The 25328-nt window shown below is 60.1% G+C and carries 33 protein-coding genes; 14 read left to right on the forward strand and 19 right to left on the reverse strand.

The genetic code is table 11. From position 1 onward, the window contains the following. Window positions 1-14 precede the first annotated feature (14 nt). The gene (locus tag KQ296_RS11470; protein ID WP_255486381.1) at window positions 15-392 is read right to left on the reverse strand and encodes a Fur family transcriptional regulator; all 378 of its coding nucleotides are present in this window, start codon (window positions 390-392) and stop codon (window positions 15-17) included. Between the two features lie 144 nt (window positions 393-536). Next, on the reverse strand, window positions 537-1307 hold the full coding sequence (hisA, locus tag KQ296_RS11475) for a 1-(5-phosphoribosyl)-5-[(5-phosphoribosylamino)methylideneamino]imidazole-4-carboxamide isomerase (protein ID WP_011933071.1): 771 nt from the start codon (window positions 1305-1307) through the stop codon (window positions 537-539). 79 nt (window positions 1308-1386) lie between these two features. Here hisA and KQ296_RS11480 point away from each other — a divergent pair, with 79 nt between their 5' ends. Continuing rightward, a complete protein-coding gene (locus KQ296_RS11480; protein ID WP_011933072.1) occupies window positions 1387-2310 on the forward strand; it encodes an NAD-dependent epimerase/dehydratase family protein in 924 nt (307 codons plus the stop codon). Here the strand turns inward: KQ296_RS11480 and pgsA are convergent. After that, complete coding sequence (pgsA, locus tag KQ296_RS11485; RefSeq protein WP_011933073.1) at window positions 2276-2824, reverse strand: CDP-diacylglycerol--glycerol-3-phosphate 3-phosphatidyltransferase; 549 nt, start codon at window positions 2822-2824, stop codon at window positions 2276-2278. The two genes, KQ296_RS11480 and pgsA, sit on opposite strands and share 35 nt — an antisense overlap. A gap of 31 nt (window positions 2825-2855) precedes the next feature. On the opposite strand from pgsA, the gene KQ296_RS11490 reads away from it, so the two are divergent. Continuing rightward, on the forward strand, window positions 2856-3326 hold the full coding sequence (locus KQ296_RS11490) for a CBS domain-containing protein (protein WP_011933074.1): 471 nt from the start codon (window positions 2856-2858) through the stop codon (window positions 3324-3326). Here KQ296_RS11490 and KQ296_RS11495 read toward each other — a convergent pair. Next, window positions 3323-4519, reverse strand: a complete 1197-nt coding sequence (locus tag KQ296_RS11495) for a hypothetical protein (protein WP_011933075.1) — start codon at window positions 4517-4519, stop codon at window positions 3323-3325. The two genes, KQ296_RS11490 and KQ296_RS11495, sit on opposite strands and share 4 nt — an antisense overlap. A 75-nt stretch (window positions 4520-4594) precedes the next feature. Here KQ296_RS11495 and KQ296_RS11500 point away from each other — a divergent pair, with 75 nt between their 5' ends. Further along, entirely contained in the window at window positions 4595-5068 is a 474-nt protein-coding gene (locus tag KQ296_RS11500) for a L,D-transpeptidase (protein ID WP_011933076.1), read from the forward strand. Window positions 5069-5085: 17 nt separating this feature from the next. Continuing rightward, a complete protein-coding gene (locus KQ296_RS11505; protein ID WP_011933077.1) occupies window positions 5086-5367 on the forward strand; it encodes a hypothetical protein in 282 nt (93 codons plus the stop codon). Between the two features lie 2 nt (window positions 5368-5369). Here the strand turns inward: KQ296_RS11505 and KQ296_RS11510 are convergent, their stop codons facing one another. Together KQ296_RS11510 and pdeM are read right to left on the reverse strand one after the other, a co-directional pair. Beyond that, window positions 5370-6755 (reverse strand): hypothetical protein, encoded by a 1386-nt coding sequence (locus tag KQ296_RS11510; protein ID WP_011933078.1) that lies wholly within the window; start codon window positions 6753-6755, stop codon window positions 5370-5372. A 62-nt stretch (window positions 6756-6817) separates the two neighbouring features. Beyond that, window positions 6818-7498, reverse strand: coding sequence for a ligase-associated DNA damage response endonuclease PdeM (gene pdeM / locus KQ296_RS11515; protein WP_011933079.1), 681 nt, complete (start codon window positions 7496-7498; stop codon window positions 6818-6820). 87 nt (window positions 7499-7585) lie between these two features. Here pdeM and KQ296_RS11520 point away from each other — a divergent pair, with 87 nt between their 5' ends. Both KQ296_RS11520 and KQ296_RS11525 read left to right on the forward strand, forming a co-directional pair. Then, window positions 7586-7774: a hypothetical protein gene (locus KQ296_RS11520; protein ID WP_011933080.1), complete on the forward strand. Its 189-nt coding sequence runs from the start codon at window positions 7586-7588 to the stop codon at window positions 7772-7774. 81 nt (window positions 7775-7855) lie between these two features. Then, window positions 7856-8929 carry a transporter substrate-binding domain-containing protein gene (locus tag KQ296_RS11525; protein WP_011933081.1) on the forward strand — a complete coding sequence of 358 codons (1074 nt, stop codon included), beginning with the start codon at window positions 7856-7858 and terminating at the stop codon, window positions 8927-8929. 23 nt (window positions 8930-8952) lie between these two features. On the opposite strand, the gene KQ296_RS11530 is transcribed toward KQ296_RS11525, so the two are convergent. Next, the gene (locus KQ296_RS11530) at window positions 8953-9189 is read right to left on the reverse strand and encodes a ribbon-helix-helix domain-containing protein (RefSeq protein WP_011933082.1); all 237 of its coding nucleotides are present in this window, start codon (window positions 9187-9189) and stop codon (window positions 8953-8955) included. Window positions 9190-9276: 87 nt separating this feature from the next. On the opposite strand from KQ296_RS11530, the gene KQ296_RS11535 reads away from it, so the two are divergent. After that, entirely contained in the window at window positions 9277-9873 is a 597-nt protein-coding gene (locus KQ296_RS11535) for a PCC domain-containing protein (RefSeq protein ID WP_011933083.1), read from the forward strand. After that, complete coding sequence (locus KQ296_RS11540; RefSeq protein ID WP_011933084.1) at window positions 9870-10082, forward strand: DUF6737 family protein; 213 nt, start codon at window positions 9870-9872, stop codon at window positions 10080-10082. The genes KQ296_RS11535 and KQ296_RS11540 overlap by 4 nt, the downstream gene beginning before the upstream one ends. Here the strand turns inward: KQ296_RS11540 and KQ296_RS11545 are convergent. From KQ296_RS11545 to KQ296_RS11555, 3 genes are read right to left on the reverse strand one after another with little or no spacing between them, the layout of a single operon-like run. Next, window positions 10070-10267, reverse strand: a complete 198-nt coding sequence (locus tag KQ296_RS11545) for a hypothetical protein (RefSeq protein ID WP_041428482.1) — start codon at window positions 10265-10267, stop codon at window positions 10070-10072. The genes KQ296_RS11540 and KQ296_RS11545 overlap by 13 nt on opposite strands. 48 nt (window positions 10268-10315) lie before the next feature. Further along, window positions 10316-11797 (reverse strand): iron uptake porin, encoded by a 1482-nt coding sequence (locus tag KQ296_RS11550; RefSeq protein WP_259726502.1) that lies wholly within the window; start codon window positions 11795-11797, stop codon window positions 10316-10318. A 26-nt stretch (window positions 11798-11823) separates the two neighbouring features. After that, complete coding sequence (locus KQ296_RS11555) at window positions 11824-12633, reverse strand: ABC transporter ATP-binding protein (protein ID WP_011933087.1); 810 nt, start codon at window positions 12631-12633, stop codon at window positions 11824-11826. 35 nt (window positions 12634-12668) lie between these two features. On the opposite strand from KQ296_RS11555, the gene KQ296_RS11560 reads away from it, so the two are divergent. Then, window positions 12669-12884 (forward strand): Zn-ribbon protein, encoded by a 216-nt coding sequence (locus tag KQ296_RS11560; protein ID WP_011933088.1) that lies wholly within the window; start codon window positions 12669-12671, stop codon window positions 12882-12884. Here the strand turns inward: KQ296_RS11560 and KQ296_RS11565 are convergent. The 4 genes from KQ296_RS11565 to KQ296_RS11580 form a co-directional block, all read right to left on the reverse strand. Next, complete coding sequence (locus KQ296_RS11565; RefSeq protein ID WP_011933089.1) at window positions 12881-13300, reverse strand: NUDIX domain-containing protein; 420 nt, start codon at window positions 13298-13300, stop codon at window positions 12881-12883. The two genes, KQ296_RS11560 and KQ296_RS11565, sit on opposite strands and share 4 nt — an antisense overlap. A gap of 7 nt (window positions 13301-13307) precedes the next feature. Beyond that, entirely contained in the window at window positions 13308-13559 is a 252-nt protein-coding gene (locus tag KQ296_RS11570; protein ID WP_011933090.1) for a hypothetical protein, read from the reverse strand. A 345-nt stretch (window positions 13560-13904) separates the two neighbouring features. After that, window positions 13905-14426, reverse strand: coding sequence for a PAP/fibrillin family protein (locus tag KQ296_RS11575; protein ID WP_011933091.1), 522 nt, complete (start codon window positions 14424-14426; stop codon window positions 13905-13907). Window positions 14427-14430: 4 nt separating this feature from the next. Continuing rightward, entirely contained in the window at window positions 14431-14901 is a 471-nt protein-coding gene (locus KQ296_RS11580; RefSeq protein WP_011933092.1) for a DUF427 domain-containing protein, read from the reverse strand. Between the two features lie 53 nt (window positions 14902-14954). Here KQ296_RS11580 and KQ296_RS11585 point away from each other — a divergent pair, with 53 nt between their 5' ends. Then, window positions 14955-15656, forward strand: a complete 702-nt coding sequence (locus KQ296_RS11585; RefSeq protein WP_011933093.1) for a triacylglycerol lipase — start codon at window positions 14955-14957, stop codon at window positions 15654-15656. A gap of 7 nt (window positions 15657-15663) precedes the next feature. Here the strand turns inward: KQ296_RS11585 and KQ296_RS11590 are convergent, their stop codons facing one another. The 4 genes from KQ296_RS11590 to KQ296_RS11605 are packed head-to-tail and all read right to left on the reverse strand — an operon-like array spanning window position 15664 to window position 20134. Then, on the reverse strand, window positions 15664-16269 hold the full coding sequence (locus KQ296_RS11590; protein WP_011933094.1) for a DUF1543 domain-containing protein: 606 nt from the start codon (window positions 16267-16269) through the stop codon (window positions 15664-15666). After that, entirely contained in the window at window positions 16266-17453 is a 1188-nt protein-coding gene (gene chrA, locus KQ296_RS11595) for a chromate efflux transporter (protein WP_011933095.1), read from the reverse strand. The genes KQ296_RS11590 and chrA overlap by 4 nt, the downstream gene beginning before the upstream one ends. A 27-nt stretch (window positions 17454-17480) precedes the next feature. Beyond that, window positions 17481-19928 carry a ligase-associated DNA damage response DEXH box helicase gene (locus KQ296_RS11600; protein WP_041428484.1) on the reverse strand — a complete coding sequence of 816 codons (2448 nt, stop codon included), beginning with the start codon at window positions 19926-19928 and terminating at the stop codon, window positions 17481-17483. Beyond that, the gene (locus tag KQ296_RS11605; protein ID WP_011933097.1) at window positions 19925-20134 is read right to left on the reverse strand and encodes a DUF350 domain-containing protein; all 210 of its coding nucleotides are present in this window, start codon (window positions 20132-20134) and stop codon (window positions 19925-19927) included. The genes KQ296_RS11600 and KQ296_RS11605 overlap by 4 nt, the downstream gene beginning before the upstream one ends. Window positions 20135-20192: 58 nt before the next feature. Here KQ296_RS11605 and KQ296_RS11610 point away from each other — a divergent pair, with 58 nt between their 5' ends. From KQ296_RS11610 to KQ296_RS11625, 4 genes are read left to right on the forward strand one after another with little or no spacing between them, the layout of a single operon-like run. Next, window positions 20193-21179 (forward strand): hypothetical protein, encoded by a 987-nt coding sequence (locus KQ296_RS11610; protein ID WP_011933098.1) that lies wholly within the window; start codon window positions 20193-20195, stop codon window positions 21177-21179. Beyond that, window positions 21176-21451, forward strand: a complete 276-nt coding sequence (locus KQ296_RS11615) for a hypothetical protein (RefSeq protein WP_011933099.1) — start codon at window positions 21176-21178, stop codon at window positions 21449-21451. Before KQ296_RS11610 ends, KQ296_RS11615 begins: the two co-directional genes overlap by 4 nt. Beyond that, complete coding sequence (locus tag KQ296_RS11620) at window positions 21436-23025, forward strand: polyamine aminopropyltransferase (protein ID WP_041428485.1); 1590 nt, start codon at window positions 21436-21438, stop codon at window positions 23023-23025. The genes KQ296_RS11615 and KQ296_RS11620 overlap by 16 nt, the downstream gene beginning before the upstream one ends. After that, a complete protein-coding gene (locus KQ296_RS11625; RefSeq protein ID WP_041428486.1) occupies window positions 23025-23630 on the forward strand; it encodes a DUF4178 domain-containing protein in 606 nt (201 codons plus the stop codon). Before KQ296_RS11620 ends, KQ296_RS11625 begins: the two co-directional genes overlap by 1 nt. On the opposite strand, the gene KQ296_RS11630 is transcribed toward KQ296_RS11625, so the two are convergent. Beyond that, entirely contained in the window at window positions 23627-25324 is a 1698-nt protein-coding gene (locus KQ296_RS11630) for an ATP-dependent DNA ligase (protein ID WP_011933102.1), read from the reverse strand. The two genes, KQ296_RS11625 and KQ296_RS11630, sit on opposite strands and share 4 nt — an antisense overlap. Window positions 25325-25328 lie beyond the last annotated feature (4 nt).

Raw genomic sequence — 25328 nt, forward strand, 5'->3', positions numbered from 1 at the left:
GGTAACGGTCCTTCTCAGGATCCTCCAGTGCCGCCTCCGCGCCGGCCACTGAGCTGAAGCGTGTAGGTCTCGATCGTGTAACCGGTGCGCTGTTCAATCTCCTGAAGCAGGTCGAGGGGAAGTTCAACGTCGAGATCCTCAATCGCGCCGCTGTCCAGGCACGTGATGTGGCTGTGGGGGTCGTTGCGATAGCCGTAAAGACGACCACTGGCACGGTCGAGACATTCGATCACTCCAGCGCTCTGCAAGGCCTCGAGATTTTGATAAACCGACGTGTGGCCAATGCTCCGACCGCGCTGGTTCAATTTTTCAAAAATATCCCTCGCACTGAGATGGGTGCCCTCGCTCCAGAGCAGATCCAGCACCATGCGGCGTTGCCGGCTCAAGCGCATGCCGAGCGTTCGACACTGCTCGAATGCCTGCTGAAGGCTCCTGCGTCTGCCTCCGTCTTGAGTGAGGGGTGGCACGAAAGCAGACTCCACAGCGGTAGTCGGAATCACTTCACATTAAATCCCTCCTGGGGAGGCCGCATCGTGTCAAGCGAAATCCTGCAGCAGGTCTGATGGCGGGTCTTGAAGCCGGCTTTCGGCCAGCGCTTTGCGTGCTTCGCCCAGATCAATGCGTCCGTCGTAGAGCGCACGGCCAACGATGACGGCCTCGACTCCGAGGGGCTCCAACGTGAGCAGGGCCAGGAGATCGCCCATGCATCCCACCCCACCGGAGGCAATCACGGGGACGGAACTGGCTTCTGCCATCTCGCGCAGGGCCTGGAGGTTCGGTCCCTCCAAGGTGCCGTCGGTACTGATGTCGGTGCTGATGATCGCTGCGATGGCCGAGGCGCTGAAGCGCTGAGCCAGCGCGGTGGCCTCCGTGTTGCTGTCCTCGATCCATCCCTTGGTGGCCACCTTCCCGTGGCGAGCATCGATTCCCACCACAACCCGTCCGGGATGGCGATCGGCCAGCTCCACCACCAGCTGGGGCTGCTCCAGCGCCACGGTGCCGAGGATCACCCTGTCGAGACCACAGGCCAGCAAGGTGTCCGCCCGCTCCGCCGTGCGCACACCTCCACCGAGTTGCACGGGAATCGTGAGGGCGGACGTGATCGCACGGATAGCGCTGTCGTTGGCGGGTTCCCCTGTGCGGGCTCCATCGAGATCGACCAGATGCAACCGCTCCGCTCCCTGCTCCTGCCATTGCAAGGCCTGGGCCACAGGGTCATCACTGAAGCGTGTGACCTTGTCGTAATCACCTTGATGCAGACGAACGCAGCTGCCCCCCAGCAGATCGATGGCGGGAATGATCTGCATGGTCGACGGGGGAAACAACCCCCATCCTGCATGGCTGGGTTGAGCACGCTTCAATGGCTGCCGATCCGCTGGACTGACTGTGCAAATCCTGTTGATGGGTGGGACCCGCTTCGTTGGGAAACCCCTCGTGAGCCGCCTTTTGCAACAAGGTCACCAGCTCACCCTGTTCACCCGCGGCCGGCAGCCCCTGCCTGAGGGGGTGGAGTCCTGCATTGGTGATCGCCAGGACGCCGCCGCCCTGGAGCAGCTTCGGGGTCGCCGCTTCGAGGTGGTGATCGACAGCTCCGGTCGCACCCTGGCTGACAGCCAAAAGGTGATTGAACGCACTGGAGCTCCCTCCCACCGTTTCCTCTACGTGAGCTCCGCCGGTGTTTACGCCGGCAGCGACACCTGGCCACTGGATGAGCAGAGCCCCCTGGATCCGCAGAGTCGTCATGCCGGCAAGGCTGAAACCGAAGCTTGGCTGATGCGTGAGGGGATTCCCTTTACGAGTTTCAGGCCCACCTACATCGTTGGACCCGGTAACTACAACCCGGTGGAGCGTTGGTTTTTCGATCGCATCGTGAACCAGCGCCCGGTTCCGCTCCCTGGTGATGGAACCACAATCACCCAGGTTGGCCATGTGGAGGATCTGGCTGAGGCCATGGCCCGCAGTCTTGAGGTGGATGCCGCCTGCAACCGTGTCTACAACTGTTCGTCCCACCGCGGAATCACTTTTCGAGGCCTGATTGCTGCGGCCGCCAAGGCCTGTGGCCGCGAGCTCGCTGATCTGGATCTGCGCTCGTTCGACCCCAGTGGTCTCGATCCGAAAGCGCGCAAGGCGTTCCCCCTGCGGCTCAGTCACTTTCTGACCGATGTCTCCAGGGTGGAGCGCGAATTGGCCTGGATGCCCCGTTTTGATGCGGCCACGGCGATGGCGGACAGTTTTCAACGGGATTACCAGCTGAACCCCACGCCCAGTCCGGATTTCAGCGGCGACGAGGCCCTGTTTTCCCAGGGTTGATGTAAGCCAGCCCAGACCAGAGGGCCAGCCCAAGGGCTGGCCAATACAGGCTCCAGCCCAGCTGATGCAAGCCCGCAACCACTGAATCGACCCCCCACGTTGGCGGCCAGATCAGCAGAAACAGGCTGAGGAACTGCAGGGTGGTTTTTGTTTTGCCAAGCCAGGACGCCGGCGCTCCGCTCTGGCTTGCTGAGCGCCAACCGGAAATCAGGAGTTCCCTGGCCATCAGCAGCCAGACCGACCAAAGGGGCAGCACCTGCTCGGCGGCGAGCCAGATCAAGGGGGCACTGATCAGCAGTTTGTCCGCCAGGGGATCGAGCCGCGCTCCCCAGCTGCTGCCACCGTCGGCTTTGCGAGCCATCCAGCCATCAGCCCAGTCACTGAGAGCACCGAGGAGGAGCAGGATCCATGCTGTGGAGAACTGTTCGGCGGCAAGCGCCAGCAGCACAGGGGCTCCAAGAACAGCACGGAGAAGGGTGAGTCGATCCGCCCAGGATCGCCATGGAGAGACCAAGGCTCAGAATGCGTGCAGTTGATTAGGTCCCATGGTGCTCCAGCAGACGGTCGGGGAGGTGATGTCCGCTCCGGTGCTGACCGTCACCCCAGAGACGCCGCTGAAGGATGCCGTGACCCTGTTGAGCGATCACCACATCAGCGGTGTGCCTGTGGTTGGTGATGACGGCACGCTTGTGGGCGAACTCACCGAACAGAACCTGATGGTGCGGGAGAGCGGGGTGGATGCCGGGCCTTACGTGATGCTTCTCGATAGCGTGATCTACCTGCGCAATCCGCTCAACTGGGACAAGCAGGTTCACCAGGTGCTGGGCAACACGGTGGCCGACCTCATGAGTCGTGACAGCCATTCCTGTGCCCATTCCCTGCCATTGCCAAAAGCGGCATCGATGCTCCACGAGAAGGGAACGCAGCGATTGATCGTGATCGATGACGAGCGCCGGCCCGTTGGCATGCTCACCCGCGGTGATGTGGTGAGAGCCTTGGCGTCCGCCCAGCCCTAGCGCTGGGCCAGGGGCTGGATGCGGATGGCGATCGGCTTGATCAGCCTGAACTCCACCATGTCGCCCACCTTGAGGTCAGCGAATACCTCGTCCTCGAGTTCAGGACGAATATCGAGTTTGTGGATCTTTCCGAGAGGGCCGCGCAGGGTCACTTTGTGATCGGTGCGCGACAGCCGAACCACTTCTGCGGTTCCGGTTGCCATGGCGACCCGAGTCCCTGAAGGGAGCGGACCGAAGGCGTTGCCGAGCCGGCGATCTTCCCGCTGGAAGCTGAGCGTGGTCTGGTTCGAGGGTCTGAGATCCACCACCAGGCCTTGGAGAAGCTCGATGGAGACCTGATCTCCAGGTTTGAGGCCCGCAGCTGTGGGATCGATGGCACTGGTCAGCAGGCTGGTGTGCCCCTGGGCGCCCTTCACCTCGAGCACTTTCTGTCCGGGAACGATCCGTTGAATCGTGGCCTTCAGCTGAGCCAGTTCGAAGGCTTCAAGCAGTTCGCTCTTGAGGGCCGCGCCGTCATCGATCACGGTGCTGACCATCGGTGCCTGACCGTTGACTCTGTAGCTCTGGGCCGCGGCTTGCGACGCAGGCAGTTTCTGCACATCGATGGCCAGGGGCTGGATCAGCCGGAAGTCCACGGTGTCTCCAACCTTGAGGCGGTCAAAGGGATTCACTCCCGGAGTGGGAACAACATCAAGGTTGTTGATTCCGCCGAGAGGTCCCAGCAGATCAATGGAGTTGTCCTTGGCATCAATGCGGATCACCCGGCCGGTCCCCGAGGCCAGGGCCACGCGCATGCCCTTTTTGAGCCTGCCCATATCCATGGGCAGGATGATGTCTTCGCGGTTGAAGCTCAAATCTTTGCTGGAACTGGGTTCCAGCTCCACCACCAGGCCATCGAGGATGGAGAGGCTGACTTCATCCCCCGCTTTCAGACCCAGGGGCGCGAGATCCATGCCCACCGTCAGAATCTCTTTGTGACCGTGAGGGTCGATCACCTCGATCACCTTTTCTTTAGGGAGCGCGGTGGTCACCGTGGCCCGCATTTCGGTGACCTCAAACGCAGCCAGCTCTTCAGGTGAGAACCCCGCGTGAGCGCCGGGAGCGAGCAAAGCCGTGAGTCCAAGGCTTGCGCCGATCACACCGCGCAAGGGTCCGCAGCGGAGCAGGGATCGGAGAGCGGAAGTGGGGGACACGGAAGGCGGTGGTAAGTGGGGAGACGCTAGCCCGACCCGATGTGGGTCACAATGACGCGCAAACGCGGTTCCGTTATGTCCATCCCTTCCTGGCGCATCGCCCTGCCGGCGGGAATGGCCCTGTTGTCCTTGGGACTGGCTCCGATGCAGGCGCGGGCGGAAAAAACCATTGAGATCAGCCTTAAACAGAGATATCTCACCCTTCTCGACAACGGCAAAGTTGTGGAGCGCTTCCCCGTTGCCATCGGGGCTCCAGAATCGCCGACCCCTTCCGGCAGTTACGCGATTACGCGCAAAGAGGAAGCACCGGTGTATCACAAGGGCGGCAAGGTCATCGCGCCTGGACCCAAGAATCCAGTGGGTGTTCGCTACATGGCTTATTTCCAGATCGGCTCTGGCGAATACGCGATTCACGGCACCGCCTGGCCGAACTGGGTGAAGCTGCGGGCTGCCGTCAGCCTGGGGTGCATCCGCATGCTCAACAAAGATGTCGTCACCCTCTTCAAGCAAGTGGATGTCGGCACTCCTGTGGTCGTGACCTCCAACTGAATTTCAGCCATTCCGCCATGTTCAACCGTTTGCTTCCCTCGCTGCTGATCACAGGCTGTGCCGCGTTGACTGCGTCGCCAATTGTGGCCTCTGCGCTGAAGGAGATGCCGGAACAGAAGTTTCTCGATCAGGTCGAGGGCCCCGGTCACGTTCTGATCACCGCCAAAGGGGTGGAGGCTGTGAATGCGGAAGCGCGTCGCCAAGGACTGCGTTTCCCTGCGATCGGCTACTGGTCCCCAGAAAATGTGTGTTTCTCCAAGCCGCCTCGTGGGGACTGCAACGGCATCTTCCGCCGCTGATTTCAGGGCAGAGGTGGGGGTAACAGCGGTGGAGGTGGTGCTCCCACGAACGTTTCCGTTGCATCGTTCTTGCTGTCATCAGCATCCGTCGTGACAGGTGCCGATGCGCTTTCAGCCGGAGTGGTGGGGAGCTCCTCCTGCAATCGGGGCTCAATCACCTCAGGTGGGGGCAGATCGGGGGGCAGACCCGTGTCGATCGGCGGCAGCGTTGGCTCCAGCGGTGCGGAACGCTCATTTCCGCCTGGTTGTTCGAGTAGCACGAGTGGATCCGCAGTGATTGGCGGTTCCGGAAGGGGTGAACGTGTGCCGATCCCAGGTGAGGCCGTTGGCGCCGTGTCGGACTCACGGGAGGACGGTTTCGGCGTCCAGATCATGCGGGCGATCGGTTCCACACCCTGTTCCATCACACGATTGAGCCCGGCCAAGGCTCGGTCAGCCAAACGCGTCCCTGCCATCCGCGCACAATCGACAGGGCCGTCGCAGGATGCCTGGGACTGCAGACGCTCTGAGAGGTTGGCAACCAGGCCGCCCTGCAGTTGATTGCGTCGCTCGCTGAGGCGAAGGAGGTAGGGAACGTGCACGAAACTGGTTGCTCCGCCGCTGATCCAGTTGGCATCTTCTTCGGTGAATCCCTTCACGCCTGGAATGATCAGACGGCTCTTGGAAGCATGGTCGGGCATGTAAGCCGCGACCAAGCCCCGTCGCCGTGCGAGTTCTTTCGTCTGCTCCAGGGTGAGGCCGTCCTTGCTCATCAGCATCTCCAGCCTTCCGTCGCTGCGCAGGCCGAAGATCATTCGGATCCGCGGCAGGTAGTAACGGATTCTTTGCCCCATGCTGATGCTGTAAGCGCCTTTGTAGCTCTCGGGGGGGGTCTCAAGATCGTTGTAGATGCTGTGCAGTCCGCCGATGAACATGTCGTAGGTCTGCTCGCGTTCAGGGGTCAGTTCCCCGTAGCCGAAGTCCACGCGGCCGTCGTCTCGGATTCCAACGAAAGCCCTTTGGCGGGACGCTGTGCGGTTTCGACCTCTCCAGATGCGTTGACCGAACTTCAGGTCCCCCAGGGGAACGGTGATCTCCTGACCGCCGTTATCGATGTGTCGCTCGTACATCGGCCCGGACACATAAGCCAGTGCGGCCGAGTCCTCGAATGCATCCTGTTCGCGATCCCAGCCCTCAAGGAGTCCCAGCCTGACTTTGCGCGGGTCGAAATCAAGGGCATACACCTCATCATCGGGTTGATAGCGGAAGGGACCGAGCGCATCTCCCTTGAGCTGTTGGTCCGTGCGGGGTGTGGGCTCAGGCTTGGGTGTGCCGGGTGCGAGTGCCAGCAATCCTGCAAAGACGACGACCGGAAAGCCAAGAATCAGCCAGCGTTTGCGCACCCCCAACCCTCTGCGTCGTCGCGGACGCCTCCGACGTTTCTGGTCGGTCGTGGGCGCAGGCTTCCGCTTCACCGGGCGTGCCGTCGCTTTCCTTGTTGGGGTTCGGGAGTGAGCCACGGAACGATGGCGCCCTCAGCCACCAGCCATTTGCGGTAACGGTGACCGCAGTCATGCCCTCCCGTCAACTCTCCAAAGGCAGGAATCAGCATTCGCTGCTCGAGTTCGTCGTAGGCAAAACATGGAAGCCGCAGGCGATCGGCACCCTGGCGCAGTGTCGTTGCCGGATGAATATGACCGCAGAGATTGAGCAGGATGGCCGAGTCTGGGCCGCGTTCAGGTTCGTGGCTTAGCCAGAGACTGCCCAGACGGAATGAGGGGTTGCGGGGAAGCACCGGCAATCGCAGGTCTCGGTCGTGATTGCCCCCAACCAGAAGGATCTGGGCGCCAAGCTGTTCAGGCAGCGTGGCGAGGTCGTGCAGCAATCGGGGGGTGAGCCCCTGGCGACCGTGGATCAGGTCGCCCAAGATGATCACCCTCTCGGGTTTGCAGGAGCTGCAGACCTGCGCGAGACGGCTCAGGGTTCCGCGATCCTCATCACTCGGCAGTGGAATCCCAAAGGCCTGAAACACCTCCGCCTTGCCGAGGTGAAGATCGGCCACCAGCAGGTCTCGGCTCGCCTCTCTCCAGATCGCCCGATCGGGAAGCAGCACCAGGTGCTCCTCCCGCCAACGCCAACCGCAGCCGCCCATCGGAAACGCCGAATTCGTCTCTGTAGCGTCGATGGCAGCCAAAGAATCCCTCCTTCGTGCAATGTCACCGCATTGTGGGTCGGTCGAATGGCAAGCGCTTCCCAACCCCTGGCTCCTGCGGGAGAAACTCTGTACTGGCTCCAGCGCCGGCTGATGTCCCTTGAGCGGCAAGAGCGCTTCGAATGTGCCTATGCGCTGCGGATGGAGGTGGCGGAGTGGATTCTCGGGGCTGAAGATGGCAACCTCAGGGTTCCACGCTTCCCTGAGCCTCAATGACCCTCGCCTTGCTTCTGGCCCTGCTCGGTTCGCTGGTCGCCATGGGTGTCATCGTGCGCCGGCTTGAGAACAACGGCTGAAGTGGTGCGCGTGAACGTTGCATTCCTGCTGGCAGGTCTGACGGCGCTGGTTTGGCCGGGCCCTTCTCTTGCCCAGGCGCTTCGCGTAGGAGTGAGTGGTTCTCCCCCTTTCCTGATGAAGGATGGCGTCGCCTTGGAGGGGATCAGTGTTCAGATCTGGGATGAAACGGCCGATCGTCTGAACCGCACCTACGAGCTGATCCAGTTCCCAACAACGGAAGCCAATATCGACGCCGTGGTGAATGGAAAGGTGGATCTGGCGATCGGACCGATCAGCATCACCCCCGATCGTCTGGCCAACCCCAAGATCGACTTCACCCAGCCGTATTTCCACGGCACTGAAGACCTGCTGCTGCCCTTGCGAGCACCGGGTCTCTTCGCGCGGCTTCGTCCCTTTTTCGGTTGGGCTGCCTTGTCCTCAGCCGGAGGCTTGATGCTGCTGTTGTTTGTGGTGGGCAATCTGATCTGGTTGGCGGAACGCCGGCGGAATGCAGCTCAATTCCCCCGGCACTACCTGAAAGGTGTGGGCAATGGCATGTGGTTTGCTCTGGTCACGCTCACCACCGTTGGCTATGGCGATCGGGCCCCGCTGTCCAAAACCGGTCGCACCATTGCAGGGGTCTGGATGGTGATGTCGCTTCTGGCGCTGTCATCGATCACGGCGGGCCTGGCCTCAGCCTTCACGGTGTCGTTGACGCGCCTTGACCCCACAGGAATTCGCGAAAGCTCTGATCTGCGGGGCAAATCCGTTGCCGTGGTGGATGGCACGACCAGCGAAACCTGGGCGAAGATCTATGGCGCTCGGGCAAAGACGGCCCCAACACTGAATGCAGCCATTGCCCTGCTCGGCAAGGGTGCTGTGGAGGGGGTGATTTTTGATGGTTCGCCCCTGCGCTACTACCTCCAGAACAACCCTGAGGCGCCGTTCAAGATTGCTCCTTTCAGCCTGGCCAATCAGACCTACGGCTTTGTTCTGCCCATCGACAGTCCCTTGCGCACGCCCATCGATGTGGTGTTGCTCGATCTGCAGCGCAAGGGTGAGGTGAAAACGATCACGGACGCGTTGTTGCAATGAACTGGATCGCTTCGAAGCCGCGGTTAGTGCAGGGTTCCGTGCCTGCGTAAACCATCCTCGATCAAGAAGGTGGCGAGGCTGCTGCAGCTGCGCCCTTCGGCGAGTGCCTGCTGCTTGAGGCGATTCATCACACCGGCAGGAAGGGTGACATTGACCCGTTCGGACTCAGCGGCTTCGGCAACCTGTCCAGCGCTGATCTCCTGATGTTCAGACTGCAGCTGATCCTGGAGTTCCCGGAGCAGATCCTGGAGAAATGACACGTTCTTGTACCGAATGCGTAACGCAATCGTAACGCGAAGCCGCTTGGTTGGCTGGCGTTATTCTGTTGCCGCTCTCTCGGGACCTGCATGGACACCCTGACCCTCAATTTGGAACCCGGTCAGGATCTTCACCAATCCCTCCATCAACTCGCCTCCGATCAGCAGCTCAGCGGATTTGTTCTCGGTGTGGTCGGCGATCTTTCTGAGGCCTGCTTTCAGTGCCCTGGTCAGCCCCAACCAACGAGGATGCAAGGCGTTCTTGAAGTGATCACGCTGAATGGCACGGTGTCACCCCAAGGTGTGCACCTCCATCTCAGTCTTTCCGATGGTGCCTGTCAGGTTTGGGGCGGGCATCTCGAAGCAGGAACCACCGTCCATAAGGGCGTACAGCTGCTGCTCGGGCTGGATGCAGCAACAGCACAAACCGCTCCAATCTCCCAGGAACGGGTTGAGCTCGCGGTTCTTCCGGGCTGTCCCTTTTGCCACCGTGCACGCCAGCTGCTTGAGCGGCAGGGGATTCCCCACACCATCATCTCTGTCGAGTCCGACAGCGTTTTTGAAGCCTGCCAGAAGCGCAGCGGCCTCCGGGTGTTCCCCCAGATATTCGTTGATGGGGACTACTTCGGCGATTACACCGCTCTCCAACAGCTGCATCAGAGTGGCCAGATTGAGTCTCTGCGATGACTGAGACGACTGACACCGATCTGTGGTCGCACAAGCCATGGTGGTGTCAGCCATGGACAATCGTTCTCACCGGCCTGCTCGTGGTGGCTGGTAGTTGGTTGGTGCTTCACCGGCTCTGGATTACAGGTCCAGTGGCGTTGGCCGTGGCGTGCTGGTGGTGGTTGTTTCTCGTGATTGCACCTTCCGCGTATCGCAATCAGTCGCGCTGAGCGGCGCGAAAGCGTTGCTTCTCCTCGAGTAATTCAGTTTCCAACTGTTCAATCAGTTGGGTCACGAGGGCCTGAAATTCAGGCTGGCATCCGCGGAATGCCGCCTTGTGCCGGATCGGTTCATTGCGCGTGCGCAGATCGGTCAGCATCAGCTGAAGAGCATCGATTCTGGCGTTGCTGTTCAAGACGTCACGTCGTGCGCGAGGCGAGGTTATGACATCGGGTGCCGCAGATCAGAATCGCAGGGTTGTTTTCATGAACACACCAAGCTGGCTCAGGGATGTGCCCTGGGGGGTATCCGCTCCCAAGGGTCGGCTGAGGTAAAACAGCGCGGGCGTCACGCTGATCGCATCTGAAATCTGCACCATCATCCAGCCCTCCATGGCGTAACCGGCGTCGTCAGGTGTTGCTCCTCCCTTCAATGCGGTCGCAAAGATCGGCTGGCCCACAGCCATCCCCATGGACGTGTCCTCCCACAGCCAATCGCTCCACTGCAAAGCCACCGTCCATGACTGGGAGATCGACACCAGTCCGTCGCTGTTCACGCTCTGGCGGTAGCGCGTGCTGTTCCACCCCCACCCGGCACTGATTGAAGGGACCCATCCGTTCCTATCGGGTTGCCAATACCCGCTCAGTGCTGTGCCTGTGGTGATGCCGGGTTGGTTGAAGCTGCGCAGGGTAAAGGGGCTTGCGTAATCAATGATGTTGAAGCCGTTTTGGATGGTCGCCAGCGCTGCGGCGATTCCCCACGTCTCGGCGGCGTAGCCCACCTGTGCGGTAGCGCTGCTGCCTGCATCCACCCCGATCATTCCCGATCCGGAAAACCCGTTCTCACCGTTTCCGGCGATGTAATTCAGGCTGAAGCTCAGCGGTCCTCGCTCCCACATCACACCACCACCGGCGCCGAGATTGCTGCTGTAGGCCCCTGAAGCACCGGCCTGGGTGAACAGATCCAACACGGTGTCGTCGGGGTAGACACTGGGCCACATCGCCAACATCACGCTTTGGTTCACCCGGCTACCGACGGTGAAGGTCCAGTTCTCACCCACTGGGAACTGATACCAGGCGCGATTGACACCGAGGCGGTCTGCGACGAGTCCTTGCTGAAACGCCACCTCCAATTCCGAGAGTTGGCTTGGTCCGCCGCCACCGAATGCATTTCGGTCTGAATCGAGATCGCCAGCTCTCAAGCGGAGATTGAGCAGATCCTTGCCCGTGAAGCTCGTTCGCAGAATCAGCTTCTCGTCGTAGCCAACGATCGATCCACCGAAGCTGCTGCGGAGGTCGTTGTTCAGCGTGTCGGAGGAGCCAGAGAAGGCATTGCCTCCGATGATGAATGTGGTGACGCCCTTTAAACGCGTTGTTGGAGAGAACGCTGTTGCCTCCAGGCTCTCGACGGACGCACTGAGCTGATTCACCCGGTCGCGACGCAGCTGAATCAGTTCATGGCTGAGTTCGCTGAGCAATCTCCTTACTGCTTCGTGTGCCGATCCCTGAAGTTGCCAACAGTCCTCCAGCAGTGCGGCTGCCTGGAAGCGATCGAGTGTTTGCTCAGGAGCGATCTCCGTTCTGCAGCCGGCGTCCTTGAGCAGCTGCTCGAGAGAGGGGGGCACAGGTACAGATGCACGTGCCGCACTGAAACGTTCCGAGCGAGCCGCGCTGGTGTGCACCACACTCAGGAGGCCAAGGAGCGCCAGCGGCATCAAGGGTTTCATGACCGCTTGGCTCTGAATCGCAAGGATTATGCCGGCAAGACCTGACGGTAACCACCGGATTCCAAAACCCTCAAAGGCGTTTGGAACAGCTCCGACAGCACGCGATCGTTGAGAACCTCTGTGGGCGCGCCATCCACAACGACACCTCCTTGGCGCATCCCCACCACACGTGAGATCTCAGGAATGATCGCGTCGATCTGGTGGGTGATCAGAATCACCGTGGTGCCCGCCCTGCAGAGCTGTCTGAGCTGCGCCAGCAACCCGTGCTTCGCGCGCAGGTCGAGGGCATTGGTCGGTTCATCAAGCACCAACACCTGTGGTTGATGCACCATGGCCCTTGCAATCAGCACGCTGCGTTTCTGTCCATCGGAAAGACGGCCGAATCGGCAGGTGGCCAGGTCTGAGAGGTTGAATTGCTCCAGAGCGTCAGCGGATTGCTGAATGTGCTCGGCGCTGGGATCGAGCCCGCGTCTGAGTCCGATGGCGCCGTAGAAAGCGGAGAGCAGCAGCTCGCGGCAAGGGATTCCGTCGGGGATGCGCTGCTGCAGTTCCGTATCCACCACACCCAAGCGCTCACGCAACGACCAGAGATTGATGCGTTCCTCTCCGAAGAGCCGCAGGTGGGACTGCGGTTGCACCACGGGATGAAGGCAGCGGCTGATGAGCTTGACGAGCGTGCTTTTACCGGCTCCGTTGGGTCCAAGAATGGCTGTGGATTCGCCCACCCAGAGCCGCAGGGACAAGTCTTCGACAATGCGTTGACCTCCGGCCCAAGCCTCGATGGCTTGAAGGTCCAGCCAAGGTGGGTTGTGCCGGCTTGCGTGCTGAAGGGCCATGGGGTGATTGTGGCTGCTGAGCCGATGGGATCTCGATGACCAGCCGTTGCAGCCGATGCGGATCCACCAGTTTTCGCGCCGATCGTTCCCTCGGCGGTCGTCTCGTTTGCTCCCATTGCGGGACGCCGGTCGATCAACGCGGGGGAAGGGTGCGCAGAGCTGCGGTGACCTCAGGGCAGAAGGGTCTGGCTTTCTGGTTGGTGGTTGCAGCGATCGCCTTGCTGCTGGTGATTGTGATTCAGTCGATCTAAGCGATCGCGTCGAGTTCGGCCGTGATGCGTGTCAACGTCGGCGCCAGCGGACGGGTTTGCTTCAGTTTTGGGCTGAGGATTCGGCCAAACCGCAGTTCCGCTGCAGTGGCCAGAACCATGTCCTGGCCTTCATTCAGTACAAGCTGGTCAAGATCTCGCTGAAGCTCGCCCACGAACACGTGGGCTCTGCGCACGGCGGTGATGTGGCTGAGCCACGGCCTGAGCTTGTCAGGGCACCAGCCGATTTCTTCCTCGAGCTCCCGGCGCAGTGCTTCCTCGGGAGACTCTCCGGGTTCGAGATGACCGCCGAAGAGTCCCCAGCATCCCGGTGCTGCGATGCCATCGATGTCATCGCGAAGTTGAAGCAACCAGCGATCACGCCTCCGCAACATGGCCAGCGCAACAGCGAATGGCATCGAACGCTCAGAAGATTCCCAGGGTCTTCTTCTTGCAGTAGCCAGCACCGATGTTGATCCAGCCAGAGCGGCAGGCTTTGCCATAGGTGGGAGCAACCTCGTAGTAAATGGGTGATACGCAGGTGCTGCCCAGGGTGTTCACGTAACCCAGAGGGCATTGGTCATGGCCAGGAGCCTTGGGAATTTCCTTCTGAGCCAAGGCAGAAGGGGTGAGCATGAAGGGGGTGACCATCGCGGCCAGCCAGAGCAACCGTTGCATGACGCAATAGGCTTCATTCAGACTGGGAAGTTAACAGAGACTTTGCACTTCAATCGTTTCCCTAGAAACTAAATTGATGCCTCCTCACATGCAGGTGCCCGCCGCGGTTGTCCTGAAGGGACTCACGCTTGCGGGGGCGATCCATTACGGTGAACCCTTTGATCCATAGCAACAATGATTCCAGAGCCCTACGAACTGTTCGATATCGACAGGGGTTCAGACAAGTTTTTTCTGATCGGAACAACATGGATTGTTCTTTTCTTATTTCTTCTTTGAGCGCTGCTTTAAACGGCAGTTTGAGTAAAAATTTATAAAATAATAACCAATTTCATATAATTCACCTGATCAGGTGAAGAACGATTCAAGGTTGAGATCGTGGCGTCGCAATAACGCAAACGTTGTTCCTGCATTGCCTCTGCAAATGCGCAGCGTTTCATTCAGGGCTGTGATGTCAAGCCAGGCTGGAAAGGCCTGATTCACTGTTTTCATCAAGGCCAGGCGGCCTCCTCCTGGCAATCCAGGACCGACCCAGCCCCCTTTGCGGAAACAAACCGAAACGCGGGTGGCACTGGCGATCGAGAGGTCTGCTTCCACTGTGATCGCCGCCAAACGTGCAAGCGGACCGTTGAACCTCAGCACGTTCATGCCTCGGCTGCGTTCTGGGTCGAGGATCTGCAGATTGTCCAACCATGGTGCTTGCTTCAGCCAGGGTTGGCTGGCGCTGCTCCAGCGCAAATCCCAGACTCCGCTGAGTTGTGCGCTCTGCTGATTGAGGTTCACCTCAAAAGCAGCTTCTGCTCCCTTGATCAACTCCGGGATGGACGGGTCATTGGGATGGTCTTGAAGCAACCGGATCAGTGTCTCCATCGGTTCAGATCAGCTCCGGGTGCTTGGGATCCCCTTTGAATGGCCCTTCAACAGCTGATGTGATCCACCCACCGTAAAAACCTCCTGGCTGGGGAATCACCGGTTCAGCATTCACCCAGCATCCCTGCATCAAACCCGGATACAGCGCGAACCATCCAGCGATGGCCTGAAACGATGGTGTGGGCGATGGATAACGCCACACTGCGCGATGAATCCTGCCCTTGGCTGTGACCACATCGAAGTACTCCGCCACCCCTTTCCATTCGCAGAAACTTCGTCCTGCTGCGGGGGACAACAAGGCCCTGGCGATCCCCGTCGGCGGCAAGTAGTAAGTGGGAGGGTGAAAGGTTTCGAGCACGCGTTGGCATCCCTTGCCATCGAAGAGCACCTCACCGCCAACAGTGATCAGAACGTGATCGTCGCTGGGCTCCAGTCGTGGTGGCCTGGGGTAGTCGGCGACCCTTTCCGGTGCCATGGCGCGCTGATCGTCTGCTCTGATGATGGCGTTGAAACCCCTGCACTGCAGTGATGCAACCCGTCGACCCCCATCAGCCGGTGGTGATCCTTGGTGGATTTCTGATCACTGAGGAGGCGTATCAGCCGATGGCTGACGCCATCAGGCAATCCGGCGTGGCGGATGTGGTGGTCGTTCCGGTGAGTCGCCTCGACTGGCTGCTGACCAGCTGGGGATTTGGCTGGCGGCGCGTGCTCGACCGTGTGGCAGCAGCGGTTGAGCAGCAACAGACCCTGTCCACAAGTGGGCGGGTCACGTTGGTCGGCCACAGCTCCGGGGGTGTCATGTTGCGCCTCTATCTCAGTGATGACGCCTTCCAGGGTCGCCGTTATGGCGGCTCTGATCGCTGCAACCGCCTGGTCACGCTCGGCAGTCCCCATCAGGCCATCCGCGCCACCCCCCTGCGCGCCATGGTGGATCGCCGCTACCCGGGTTGCCATCAAGCCGGAGTGGACTACGTGGCTGTTGCCGGCGAGCTGGATCTCAGTGCTGCCATGGCCTCAGCCTTCAGTCGGCGCAGTGCCGGCGGCAGCTACAAGAGCATCGTCGGGGATGCTGCAGTGACAGGAGATGGCCTCGTGCCGGTCTGTTCGGCTCTTTTGAAGGATGCGCGTCATCTCGTGCTGAACGCCACCGCCCATGGTGGGCTGTTCGGTGCGCCCTGGTACGGAAGCCCTGAGCGCGTTCAGTCCTGGTGGCGGTTCGCTCAGGGTTGACGTTGCATCAGATCACCGCTTCCGGCCTTGGCCTCGGCAATCGGCCATCAATGCGCCAGTAGCCGAACCAGTCAGGCGTCAGATCCGTCTCCGCTGCATTGGGCACGAACTCCAAGCTGATCCGCCATCCGCTGATGCCGTCGATCGGCAAACAATCATCGACGTCGCCAACTGAGTCGATCCCATGCAGATCATCCTTGTGAACTTGCAGGGATGCCTTCAACCATCGGGCTTTGGCCCGGGCCTTGGCGGCCTGCTGAGATCTGGCCACCACTAGGCCGAATTGATGCTGTTCTTGAAGCGAGTTCCGCGCATAACCGCCGAGATTCACGAACCACAAGCGATCCACTGGGCCGGACTGATCACGCTTTGAGGGCTCTACCTGGGCCATGGCTGACGGAACCAGGTGAATTGCAAAGCCATCCACATGGGTGATGGCCTTGTAGCTATCCACATGCAGTCCCTTCTGCAAGCCGAACCATTCGCGTTTCAGCGCTGGAATGGTGTCTTCAATGCAGGTCCCCACCACCCAGCGCACATCGTGGAGTTCCACGTGGCATGTCGCCGTGCGTCCTCCGAGGACGACAAGAAACAGGGTCGGTTGATGGCTCATGACGAGAGGGCAAAGCCTCCCACCAGGCCGCAAATCAGAACGACCCGCCAGGCCGGTTGCTTCCAACCCACCAGAAGCACGAAGGCCACCAACGCCAGACTGAAATCGGCACTGGTCTTGATGCCGGCGAGCCAAACCGGTTGAAACAGAGCTGCCAGCAGCACGCCTACCACTGCAGCGTTGATGCCCTTCAGGGCGCGTCGCATCGCTTGCAGTGTGCCGAGGTCGCTCCAGAACGGCAAAACGCCTCCGATCAATAAAAAAGCCGGAAGAAACAGGGCCAGAAGCGCGATCAGCGCGCCGCCGATGCCCTGCAACCCGCCGCGAAGATCAAAGCCGAGAAAGGCGGCAAAGCTAAACATGGGCCCGGGGACAGCCTGAGCTGCTCCATAGCCGGCCAGAAACTGATCAAGGCTGATCCACCCAGGAGGAACCAGGGACTGCTCCAGCAGGGGCAATACGACATGCCCTCCACCGAACACCAGAGAGCCGGCTTGAAGAAACCCTGCCACTTGCTGGATCGCCACCGGTCGTGCCTCCGCTGTGAGCCAGGGCAGGGCGATCAGCAAACCCACCAGCACCAGCAGCAGAAGAATCGACACGCTTCGGCGTACGGGGACAGTGAGTCGTTCGTGGCCCAAGGCGCGATCGTCGGGTGGAGACAGCAAGGTCAGCCCTGCGACCGCGCCGATCAGCAAGGCAAGAAGCTGAACCCAGGCCAGAGGCACCAGCAACACCAACACAGCTGCAAAAGCCATCAGGCTGGCGCGGCCCCGATCCGGTGCCAGCTTTCGCTGCATGCCGAGCACGGCCTGCGCCACCACGGCAACGGCGGCCACTTTCAAGCCCTGAATCCAACCTCCTGCCAGCCACTCCGGATTGGCTGACAGCACAGCCGACGCCAGCACCAGCAGGATCGCCGATGGAAACGTGAATCCGATCCAGGCTGCCAAGGCGCCCGGCCACCCTGCGCGCAGTAAGCCAATGCCCATCCCAACCTGGGAGCTGGCGGGGCCAGGCAGAAACTGGCAGAGGGCCACAAGGTCGGCGTAGGCCGCGTCGGTGAGCCACTGCTCCCGTTGCACGAAACGCTCTCGGAAATAGCCGAGGTGGGCCACTGGACCCCCGAACGAGGTGCATCCGAGCAGCAGAAACTGGCGGAACACTTCAAGCACGCGCGCCATGGCCAGGATCAGCTGGATGAGCGGAACCTAGTCAGCTTCCACGCGCAATGCCTCCCGCATCATCCGTTGCACGCGTTCCTGCACGGATTCGTTGGTCATCCGATTGTTCAAGCGTTCCACCAGCAGGGGGAAGGCGAGTGGGCCCGGTCGGGGTGTTGGGCAGTGCAGGGTGTCCCCTCGGCGGATTCGCCTCAGAGCAGAGCGCAGTCGGGGCAGCTCGAGCTGCTCCTGCAACACCTCGTCTCTGGCTTGCCGAAGCAGAAGGTTGTTGGGTTCGTGTTTGCTGAACACTTCCCACAGCAGCGAACCGCTGATCTGAAGTTGGCCCGTGGATTTGTTCTTGCCGGGGTATCCCTGCACCAGCAGCCCCGCCACCTGGGCAATGCTGCGAAACCGGCGTCGGCACAATTCCGAAAGGTTCAGGGCCTGCTCCAGATCCTCTTCCAGTGATGCGTCATCGAGGAGCGTGTCGAGATGGTCCTCCAGCAGCTGATCGATGGGATAGCCCCTCGGTGCCAGCAGTTCAAATCCGTAATCGTTCACCGACACTGTGATCGTTCCCCTCTGCACGCGCGTGAGGCGCGTCGCCCACAGGAAGCCGAGTCCCTCATGCACGAAGCGGCCTTCAAAGGGGTAGGCGTAGAGGTGAACCCCCTCTCGAGTCCGGCAGGTTTCGATCAGCATCTGATCGCTTGCGGGCAGGGTGGAGAGATCCATCTGCCGCTCAAACAACGGTTCCAGGGCCTTGAGTTCCGGTGTGTCGAGCTCCCCGCGCCCGGCCCGAGCGACTTCCTCGCGCAGATGGTGGGTGAGCAGATCAGACAGCGACATCTGCCCGCCAGCCCAGGCTGGAACCGCCGTGCTTTTTTTGGTGGTGCTTTTCACATAAGCCGTCATTTCGCGCAGACGCACGAACTCCAACTGGCGTCCGGCAAAAAAGAACACATCCTTGGGCTTGAGCTGGCTGATGAAACTTTCTTCCACGTGACCGAGCACCGAGCCGCGCACGAAGCGCACGCGAATGGACGGAGCGGAGGTGATCGTGCCGATGTTGAAGCGGTGCAGCCTGGCGATGGCCGTCTCGCGGATCACGAAGCGTCCGTCGTCTGTGGCTTCCAATTTCCGGTAGCGGGGATACGCCCCGAGGCAATCGCCCCCCTGCTCGAGAAAGCGCAGGCACCAGTCCCAGTCGCTTTGCGTCAGTTGCCCGTAGCTGGCGGTGGCACGAATGGCCTCCAGGGTTGATGTCGGACAGAAACCCGGTCCGCAGGCGAGGGTGGTGAGGTGCTGCAACAGCACATCCAAGGGGGCATGGGGTGGGCGTCGTTCCTCCACCAAGCCGTTCTCCAGTCCGCGGCGCACGGCACTGAGCTCCAGCAGTTCAAGAGCGTTGGTTGGCATGAACAACACCTGGGAGGTTCCCCCAGGCAGGTGGGCCGAACGCCCGGCTCTCTGCAGCAGGCGGGCCAGATTCTTGGGAGATCCGATCTGCACCACCTGTTCCACCGGCTGGAAATCAACCCCCAAATCCAGGGAGCTGGTGCAGACCACCCAAAGCATGGTCCCTGCTTTCACCGAGGCTTCAATCGCCTCGCGCTCGCTGCGATCCAAAGCGCTGTGATGGAGAGCCAGCAGTCCCTCCATCTCAGGGCAGGCATAGCGCAGGCATTGAAACCAGCGTTCCGCCTGGTTGCGGGTGTTGGTGAAGAGCAGCGTGCTGGTGGTGGGAACCAGGGATCCCACCAGGTCTTCGTAGCGTCTGAGGCCGAGATGTCCTCCCCAGGGAAAGCCATCAATGCTGTCCGGGAGAATGCTGCTCACGCTTAGTCCCCGCTTGGGGGCTCCGGTGATCAGACAGGGTTCACATCGGTCTCCGAGGGCATGCCGTGCCGATTCCTCCAGATTGCCGATGGTGGCGCTGATGGCCCAGGTCTGCAGCCCGGGGCGTTGTTGCCGCAACCAACTGAGCGCCAGTTCTGCCTGAATCCCTCGCTTGCTGCCGATCAGTTCATGCCATTCATCGAGGATGACGGTGTCGAGGGTCTGAAACAGGCGCTCGCAGTGTCGACCAGCCAGAAGCACGCAGAGCGACTCAGGCGTGGTGATCAGAATCTCTGGTGGCGATTTGATCTGGCGTGAGCGTTCGGCCGTTGGCGTGTCTCCATTGCGGATGGCGACCCTCAAGGGCCATTGCATGGCGTCGATCGGATTTTGAATCGCCAGGGCGAGGTCGCGGCTCAGGGCCCGCAGGGGCGTGATGTAGAGGAGTCGAACGCCCTTTGCTTCGGAGGGTGACGCGAGCATGTGGGCGATGGGCCCCATCACGGCGGCGTAGGTCTTCCCCGAACCGGTGGGCACCTGAATCACCCCGCTGCGACCCTCGAGATGGGCCGCCCAGGTGGACCGTTGGAAGGGCATCGGGGTCCAGCCCTGACGCGCAAACCAGCGCTCAATCGGGTTCAGAGAATGGGTCAGACCAGAATCACGCTGACGACAACAGCTGTCACAGCGAGCACAACAGCTGCAACAACAATGCCCGCTGCGATGTTGCCCTTGCGAATCTCGCCTCGGTAGTCGAGAGGGGTCAGGCGATCAAACAACCAAACCCCCCCAACGATTAACAGCACCCCAGCGACTGTCCAGAGAAGACTGAGCAGCAGCTGGGCAATCGGTCCCGGCATCGGTCGTGACGTGGAAGTTGTAGTAGTAATTTAGGACCGGGCAGCCTGTAGGAAATTCATGCAGCAGACTGCTTCAGCCTCGTCAACGGGTTCGGGCCTCAAGGCGCCAGTTTCATCGCTCACGCTTCGGCCTCTTTCGGTTCTTTTAATTCCCGTTGGGCTTCTTGTTGCCACATTCTTCGATCGCCCTTCGACGATCACCAACCTGAGTGTGCAGGTTCCCCGCGCTGACCAGCCGGTGGTCTCGAAACCTTTCGAGCTGCCCAATACCAACCATCGAGTCACGGTCAGGTACCAGTTTTCCGTTCCTGCCAAAACATTCGTATTTCTTTCCACAGAGTTAATAGACGACAAGGGTGTCGTTCAGTTTCAATACGACAGGGAAGGCCAAAGTCGCTCAAAGAATGATGGATTTCTCGAGTTCAGGCCAAACAAGCCCGGGCGTTTTCGCTTTCGCTTCGAGGTGTATCTTCCTAAAGACGAACTAGCGCAGCCCACCCAACTCACAGCGCCAGTTGTTGTCGACAGTGCCATCACAAAAGATCCCTTCGATTCGGGTGCACTTGTTTATGGATTTTGGTCGACCTTGATTGTCAGCCTGCTGTATCTGTCACAGGTGTATTTTCGTGGAGATCTTCAATGTTCTGGTTGGTGTACGAGTGAGTCCGAATTGAAGCGCGCCACCCGTGGCGAGTATCGAAGTGGATTGCTCAGAGTGCGCTTGCGTGGATCCTATGAAGTTCCAGATCGATGGTATGCACCGGAGCATCAGGCCATACAAATGGAGATTCGCAATGGTTTAGGCTGTTTGATTTTTCAGGGAACGATTCCTTGTCGATTCACGCGTGATAGCGAAGATTCTGATACCTATACCCTATGTGCTGAGCCCCAGCTGTTCGATCTCACTCGGGATAGCTTTTTACGCTTTGACGTGAGTCTTCCCACTGTTCTTAATAACCTCGATCCTGAACGCATCGGTATTCAGATCTGCGATCGGGTCATCCTCCCCTGGAACCAAGACATTCGAGCCCGCTTGAATCCATGACCAAGCTCCTTTTGCTGCTTCTCAATGGAGGGATTGCTGCTCTGGCCCTCAGTGCAGCGTTGACGAACGACAGTGTGAACCAAGTGGGTTCGAGCCTTTTGCCACAAACCGATAGCCAAGGTGAGTTCCGCGGCTCCTATGTGGGTGGTCGTTGGGTTAGCCGAAGCTCTCGCTTGGAAACAAATCGACTGCTGTACTACGGAGGCAGTGGTGGCTCTGGAGGTTCGTCCTACGGCGGTGGGTATGGCGGTGGTGGATGGAGCGGCAAATAACCGCCGCTGATCTCAGTCCCGTCCAGGTGCGGGTGCTGTTGGTGACGGCCATGGTGTCCTCAGCGGCTGGCCTAACGCTGGAGCTGCTTCTGGTCGCCCAGGCGAGTTACCTGATGGGTGATGCAACCCTGGCCACTGGTGTGGTGGTGGGCACGTTTCTCGCGGCTATGGGGCTGGGTGCCTGGTTGACCGAATTCATCGGCACGAAGAGGCAATCCCTGGTGCGATTGCTTCGGGCGTTGATGCTGGTGGAACTCTGCCTATTTCCCCTCTGTTTGCTTGGACCTCTGGCGTTGTTCTGGTTGTTCTCGCGCAATGCGCCGCTCTGGTTGGCGACCGTCGTGCTCACTGTGCTTGTGGGGTTGCTTGGCGGCATGGAGCTGCCGCTGATCACGCGCATGCTCGAAACCCAGGATCAATTGCGCCGCGCCCTTGCGAGGGTTCTTGCGCTGGATTACCTGGGGTCTCTCGTCGGTGCCCTTGCTTTCCCCCTGGTGCTGCTGCCCTGGCTCGGTCTGCTTCCATCCGCCGCGGCGTTGTCGCTCGTTCCGGTGGGGTGCAGCCTGGCCCTGGCCTCGGTTTTCCCAAGCCTGCGGCGCTGGCGCTACCCCTTGCTGGCCCTGTTCCCCCTGGCATCGGTCGCGGGTGTGCTGATCGCACCGCTGGGTGATCGCATCGAGGATCGCTTTTATGGGGCGCGGGTAATTGAAAGGAAGCAATCGCGATTTCAGCGCATCGTGTTGACCCGCCAGGGTGCCGACCTCAGGCTTTTCCTGGATGGAGATCTGCAGTTTTCAAGCCTTGATGAGTACCGCTATCACGAAGCGTTGGTGCATCCTGCGTTGGCTTGGCACCCAGCACCGCGACGCATTCTTTTGATGGGCGCAGGCGATGGCTTGGCCCTCAGGGAAATCCTTCGTTGGCCTGATGTTGAGAAGGTCGATGTGGTGGAACTTGATCCAGAGGTGGTCAAGTTGGCGCGTCGTCATCCCATGCTTCGGCGTCTCAATGCTGACAGCCTCCAGGATCCAAGGGTTCAGGTTCATCTCGGTGATGCCTATGCCCATCTGCGTTCCCTGCCCAACCAATACGACGTGGTGATTGCTGATTTTCCCGATCCGGATACGTTGCCCGTCGCTCGCCTCTACAGCGTGGGTTTCTATGGCACCTTGCGCCAACGGCTCAATCCAGGCGCTGTGGTTGTCACGCAGGCCAGTACACCCTTTCTCGCACCCCGCGTTCTGGCCTCGATTGAAGCTGCATTGCGGGAGGTGGGTTTGCTGACGCGTCCTTACTCAGTGGCGATTCCAAGTTTTGGACCCTGGGGATTCGTGATGGCCCATGAGAACAACGGGTCCGATCGTTTCCGCCCGATACCGTTCGCCACGCGTTGGCTGGATGCCGATCAGCTTTCTGCATTGTTTGCCTTCCCCCGTGATTTGCGGCCTGAGGCCTCGGATACAGTTCAACCCAATCGAATGACGCGCCCGGTTCTGCTCGACTATCTAAGGAATGATCGCCGCCGCAGGCTGCAACAACCTCGTCTGCTGATTCCTATGACCCCTGGGTTCTAATGGCTGGCCTTATTTTTATTTTTCTCCTTATTGCCCTGCTTCTGTGGCTTTGGTCTCGCTACAGCATGGGCACATGGCATCGTCCTCCGGTGGGATCAATGCCTCAGCAGCGCACCTTGTTCAATCTTCAGGTGGGTGATGTTGTTCAGCATCTTTCACGCGATTGGATCGTTGAAAACACCCTTGTTTTTGATCAAGAAGGTTTCCAGTGGCAGGAGTATTACCTAAGGGACGGAGCAGAGGGGGTTTGGCTGGTTGTTGTTGATGACGACCGAATTGAACTGTCTTGGATGCATCAGGTGCCTCCGGAAGAGGTCTCTGTCCTGTTCCCCCTCCGTGATGAGCTTGTGTACCAAGGCATCCGTTATCGATTGGCGGAAAAGGGGATCGCTAACTACCGCAAAACGTCCCGAGGCAGTCAGCAGGGAGGTCCCTGTCGTTTCTACGACTATGCGGCGCCGTTCGATCGGGTTCTCAGCGTGGAGATTTACTCCGCTTCTGAACTTCTTGCTGATAGTGGTGAGATTGAAATGTGTGTTGGAGTTCGCATTACTCCAGAGGCTCTCACTTTGCTACCGGGAGATGGTCGTAGCGTTTACTCCTAAACAGCGCGTTGCGCCTCGCACAGTTGCACGGCGTCGATGAGTGTATTGGCACTTTGCGCGGTGCGGTCATGGCGCCAGCGCAGAATTCTGGGGAAGCGAACAGCCAGTCCGCATTTGTGGCGTTTGGATGGCTGAATGCCCTCAAACCCGATTTCAAACACCAGATCGGGAGTCACCGATCGCGTTGGTCCGAATCGTTCCACTGTGTTGGATCGAATCCAACGATCGAGCTCGAGAATTTCACGATCGTTCAGGCCGGAATAGGCCTTGGCAAAGGTCACAAGCTGATGCTGATCAGGATCAGCTGCGTGGCGATCCCAGAGGGCAAAGGTGTAGTCGGTGAACAGATTGGCGCGGCGTCCACGTCCTGCCTGGGCGTAGATCAGCACGGCGTCCAGGGTCATGGGATCGCGTTTGTGTTTCCACCAATGGCCGCGTTTGCGTCCACTCAGGTAGGGGGATTGCCTCTGCTTCAGCATCAGCCCCTCCGCTCCTTCACGCACGGCCTGCTGGCGCAGGGTGTCGAGCTCATCCCAGGAGCTGAGTGCTTCCCCAGCGCTGATGCGCAGCTGTCCCGTGGATCGAGCCTCCTGCATGGAGTCCAGCAGCAGGTTCATTGCCGCGAGGCGCTCGTCCAGGGGGCTGTTGCGACGATCCTCTCCACCGGATTCGAGCAGGTCGTAGGCCACGAAACAGGCCGGGCAGTCCTCTCGAAGTTTCCGGCCCACGCTCTTTCGACCCAGGCGGCGTTGCAGGTCGCTGAAGGGTCGCGGTCGGTCGTCTTCGGCAGCCCAGCAGATCACCTCACCGTCAAGCACGGTGTCATCGGCCAGGGACGCGGCCATCGCAATCAGCTCCGGAAACTGTTCATTGATCAGTTCCTCCCCACGACTCCAGAGATAGGTACCGCTGTTGCGTTGGATCAGCTGCCCGCGGATCCCGTCCCATTTGTGCTCCACCCACCACTGTTGTGCCGGCGTCTCCCGCAGGGAGTCCAGTTGCAGGGGACTGGCCAGAAAAAACGGATAGGGCACCGGTCCCCGATTGGTGCGTTCCGTTGTGGGTGTTGCGGTGAGCGCTTCAAACCAGCTCCGTGACGGTTCGCTCGGGGCCATCAGCCGCTCCAGCACCAGGGCCTCCTCCAGGGCAAACCCCTTGGCGATCGCCTTCACCACAAGCCCCCTGGCAACGCCGATCCGAAACCCTCCTGTGAGCAGCTTGTTGAATAAAAAATGCCGCTCATCCGGTACAGAGCTCCAGATTGTGAGCAGGGCTGCACTCTGAGTGGTCGGCTCGAGCAGCGCCAGTTCCGGCAACAGCTCTTCCATCCACCAGTGCAGGGGCGGGTTGGTTGCGATGGTTTCGATCCAGGCGTTCAACCTGTCGTTAACAGCCTGAACCGGAACGGACCCTTTGAGCTGCGGCCACAGCAGCGCGAGGGTCTCTGCGGAATCACCAACATGGCTCTGACAATCGTCGAAGAGCCAGTCGGGAATGGCGTCGCACGCCTGCAAAATCTCGCGAAGCCGGCGACCGGTGATCAGGCGTCGCCGCTTTTCACCCATCAGAAGCAACACGCTCCAGGCGCTGTCGTGGGACTCGCCAGCACGGAGATGGTCGGCAATCAGCGCGACCTTGCGCGCCGTGCCCGTGCATTGATCCAGGGCATCGATCAGCGTTGCGAAATCATTCATTCCA

The sequence above is a fragment of the Synechococcus sp. CS-197 genome, assembly GCF_025128215.1.
In the GTDB taxonomy this organism is placed as follows: domain Bacteria; phylum Cyanobacteriota; class Cyanobacteriia; order PCC-6307; family Cyanobiaceae; genus Synechococcus_C.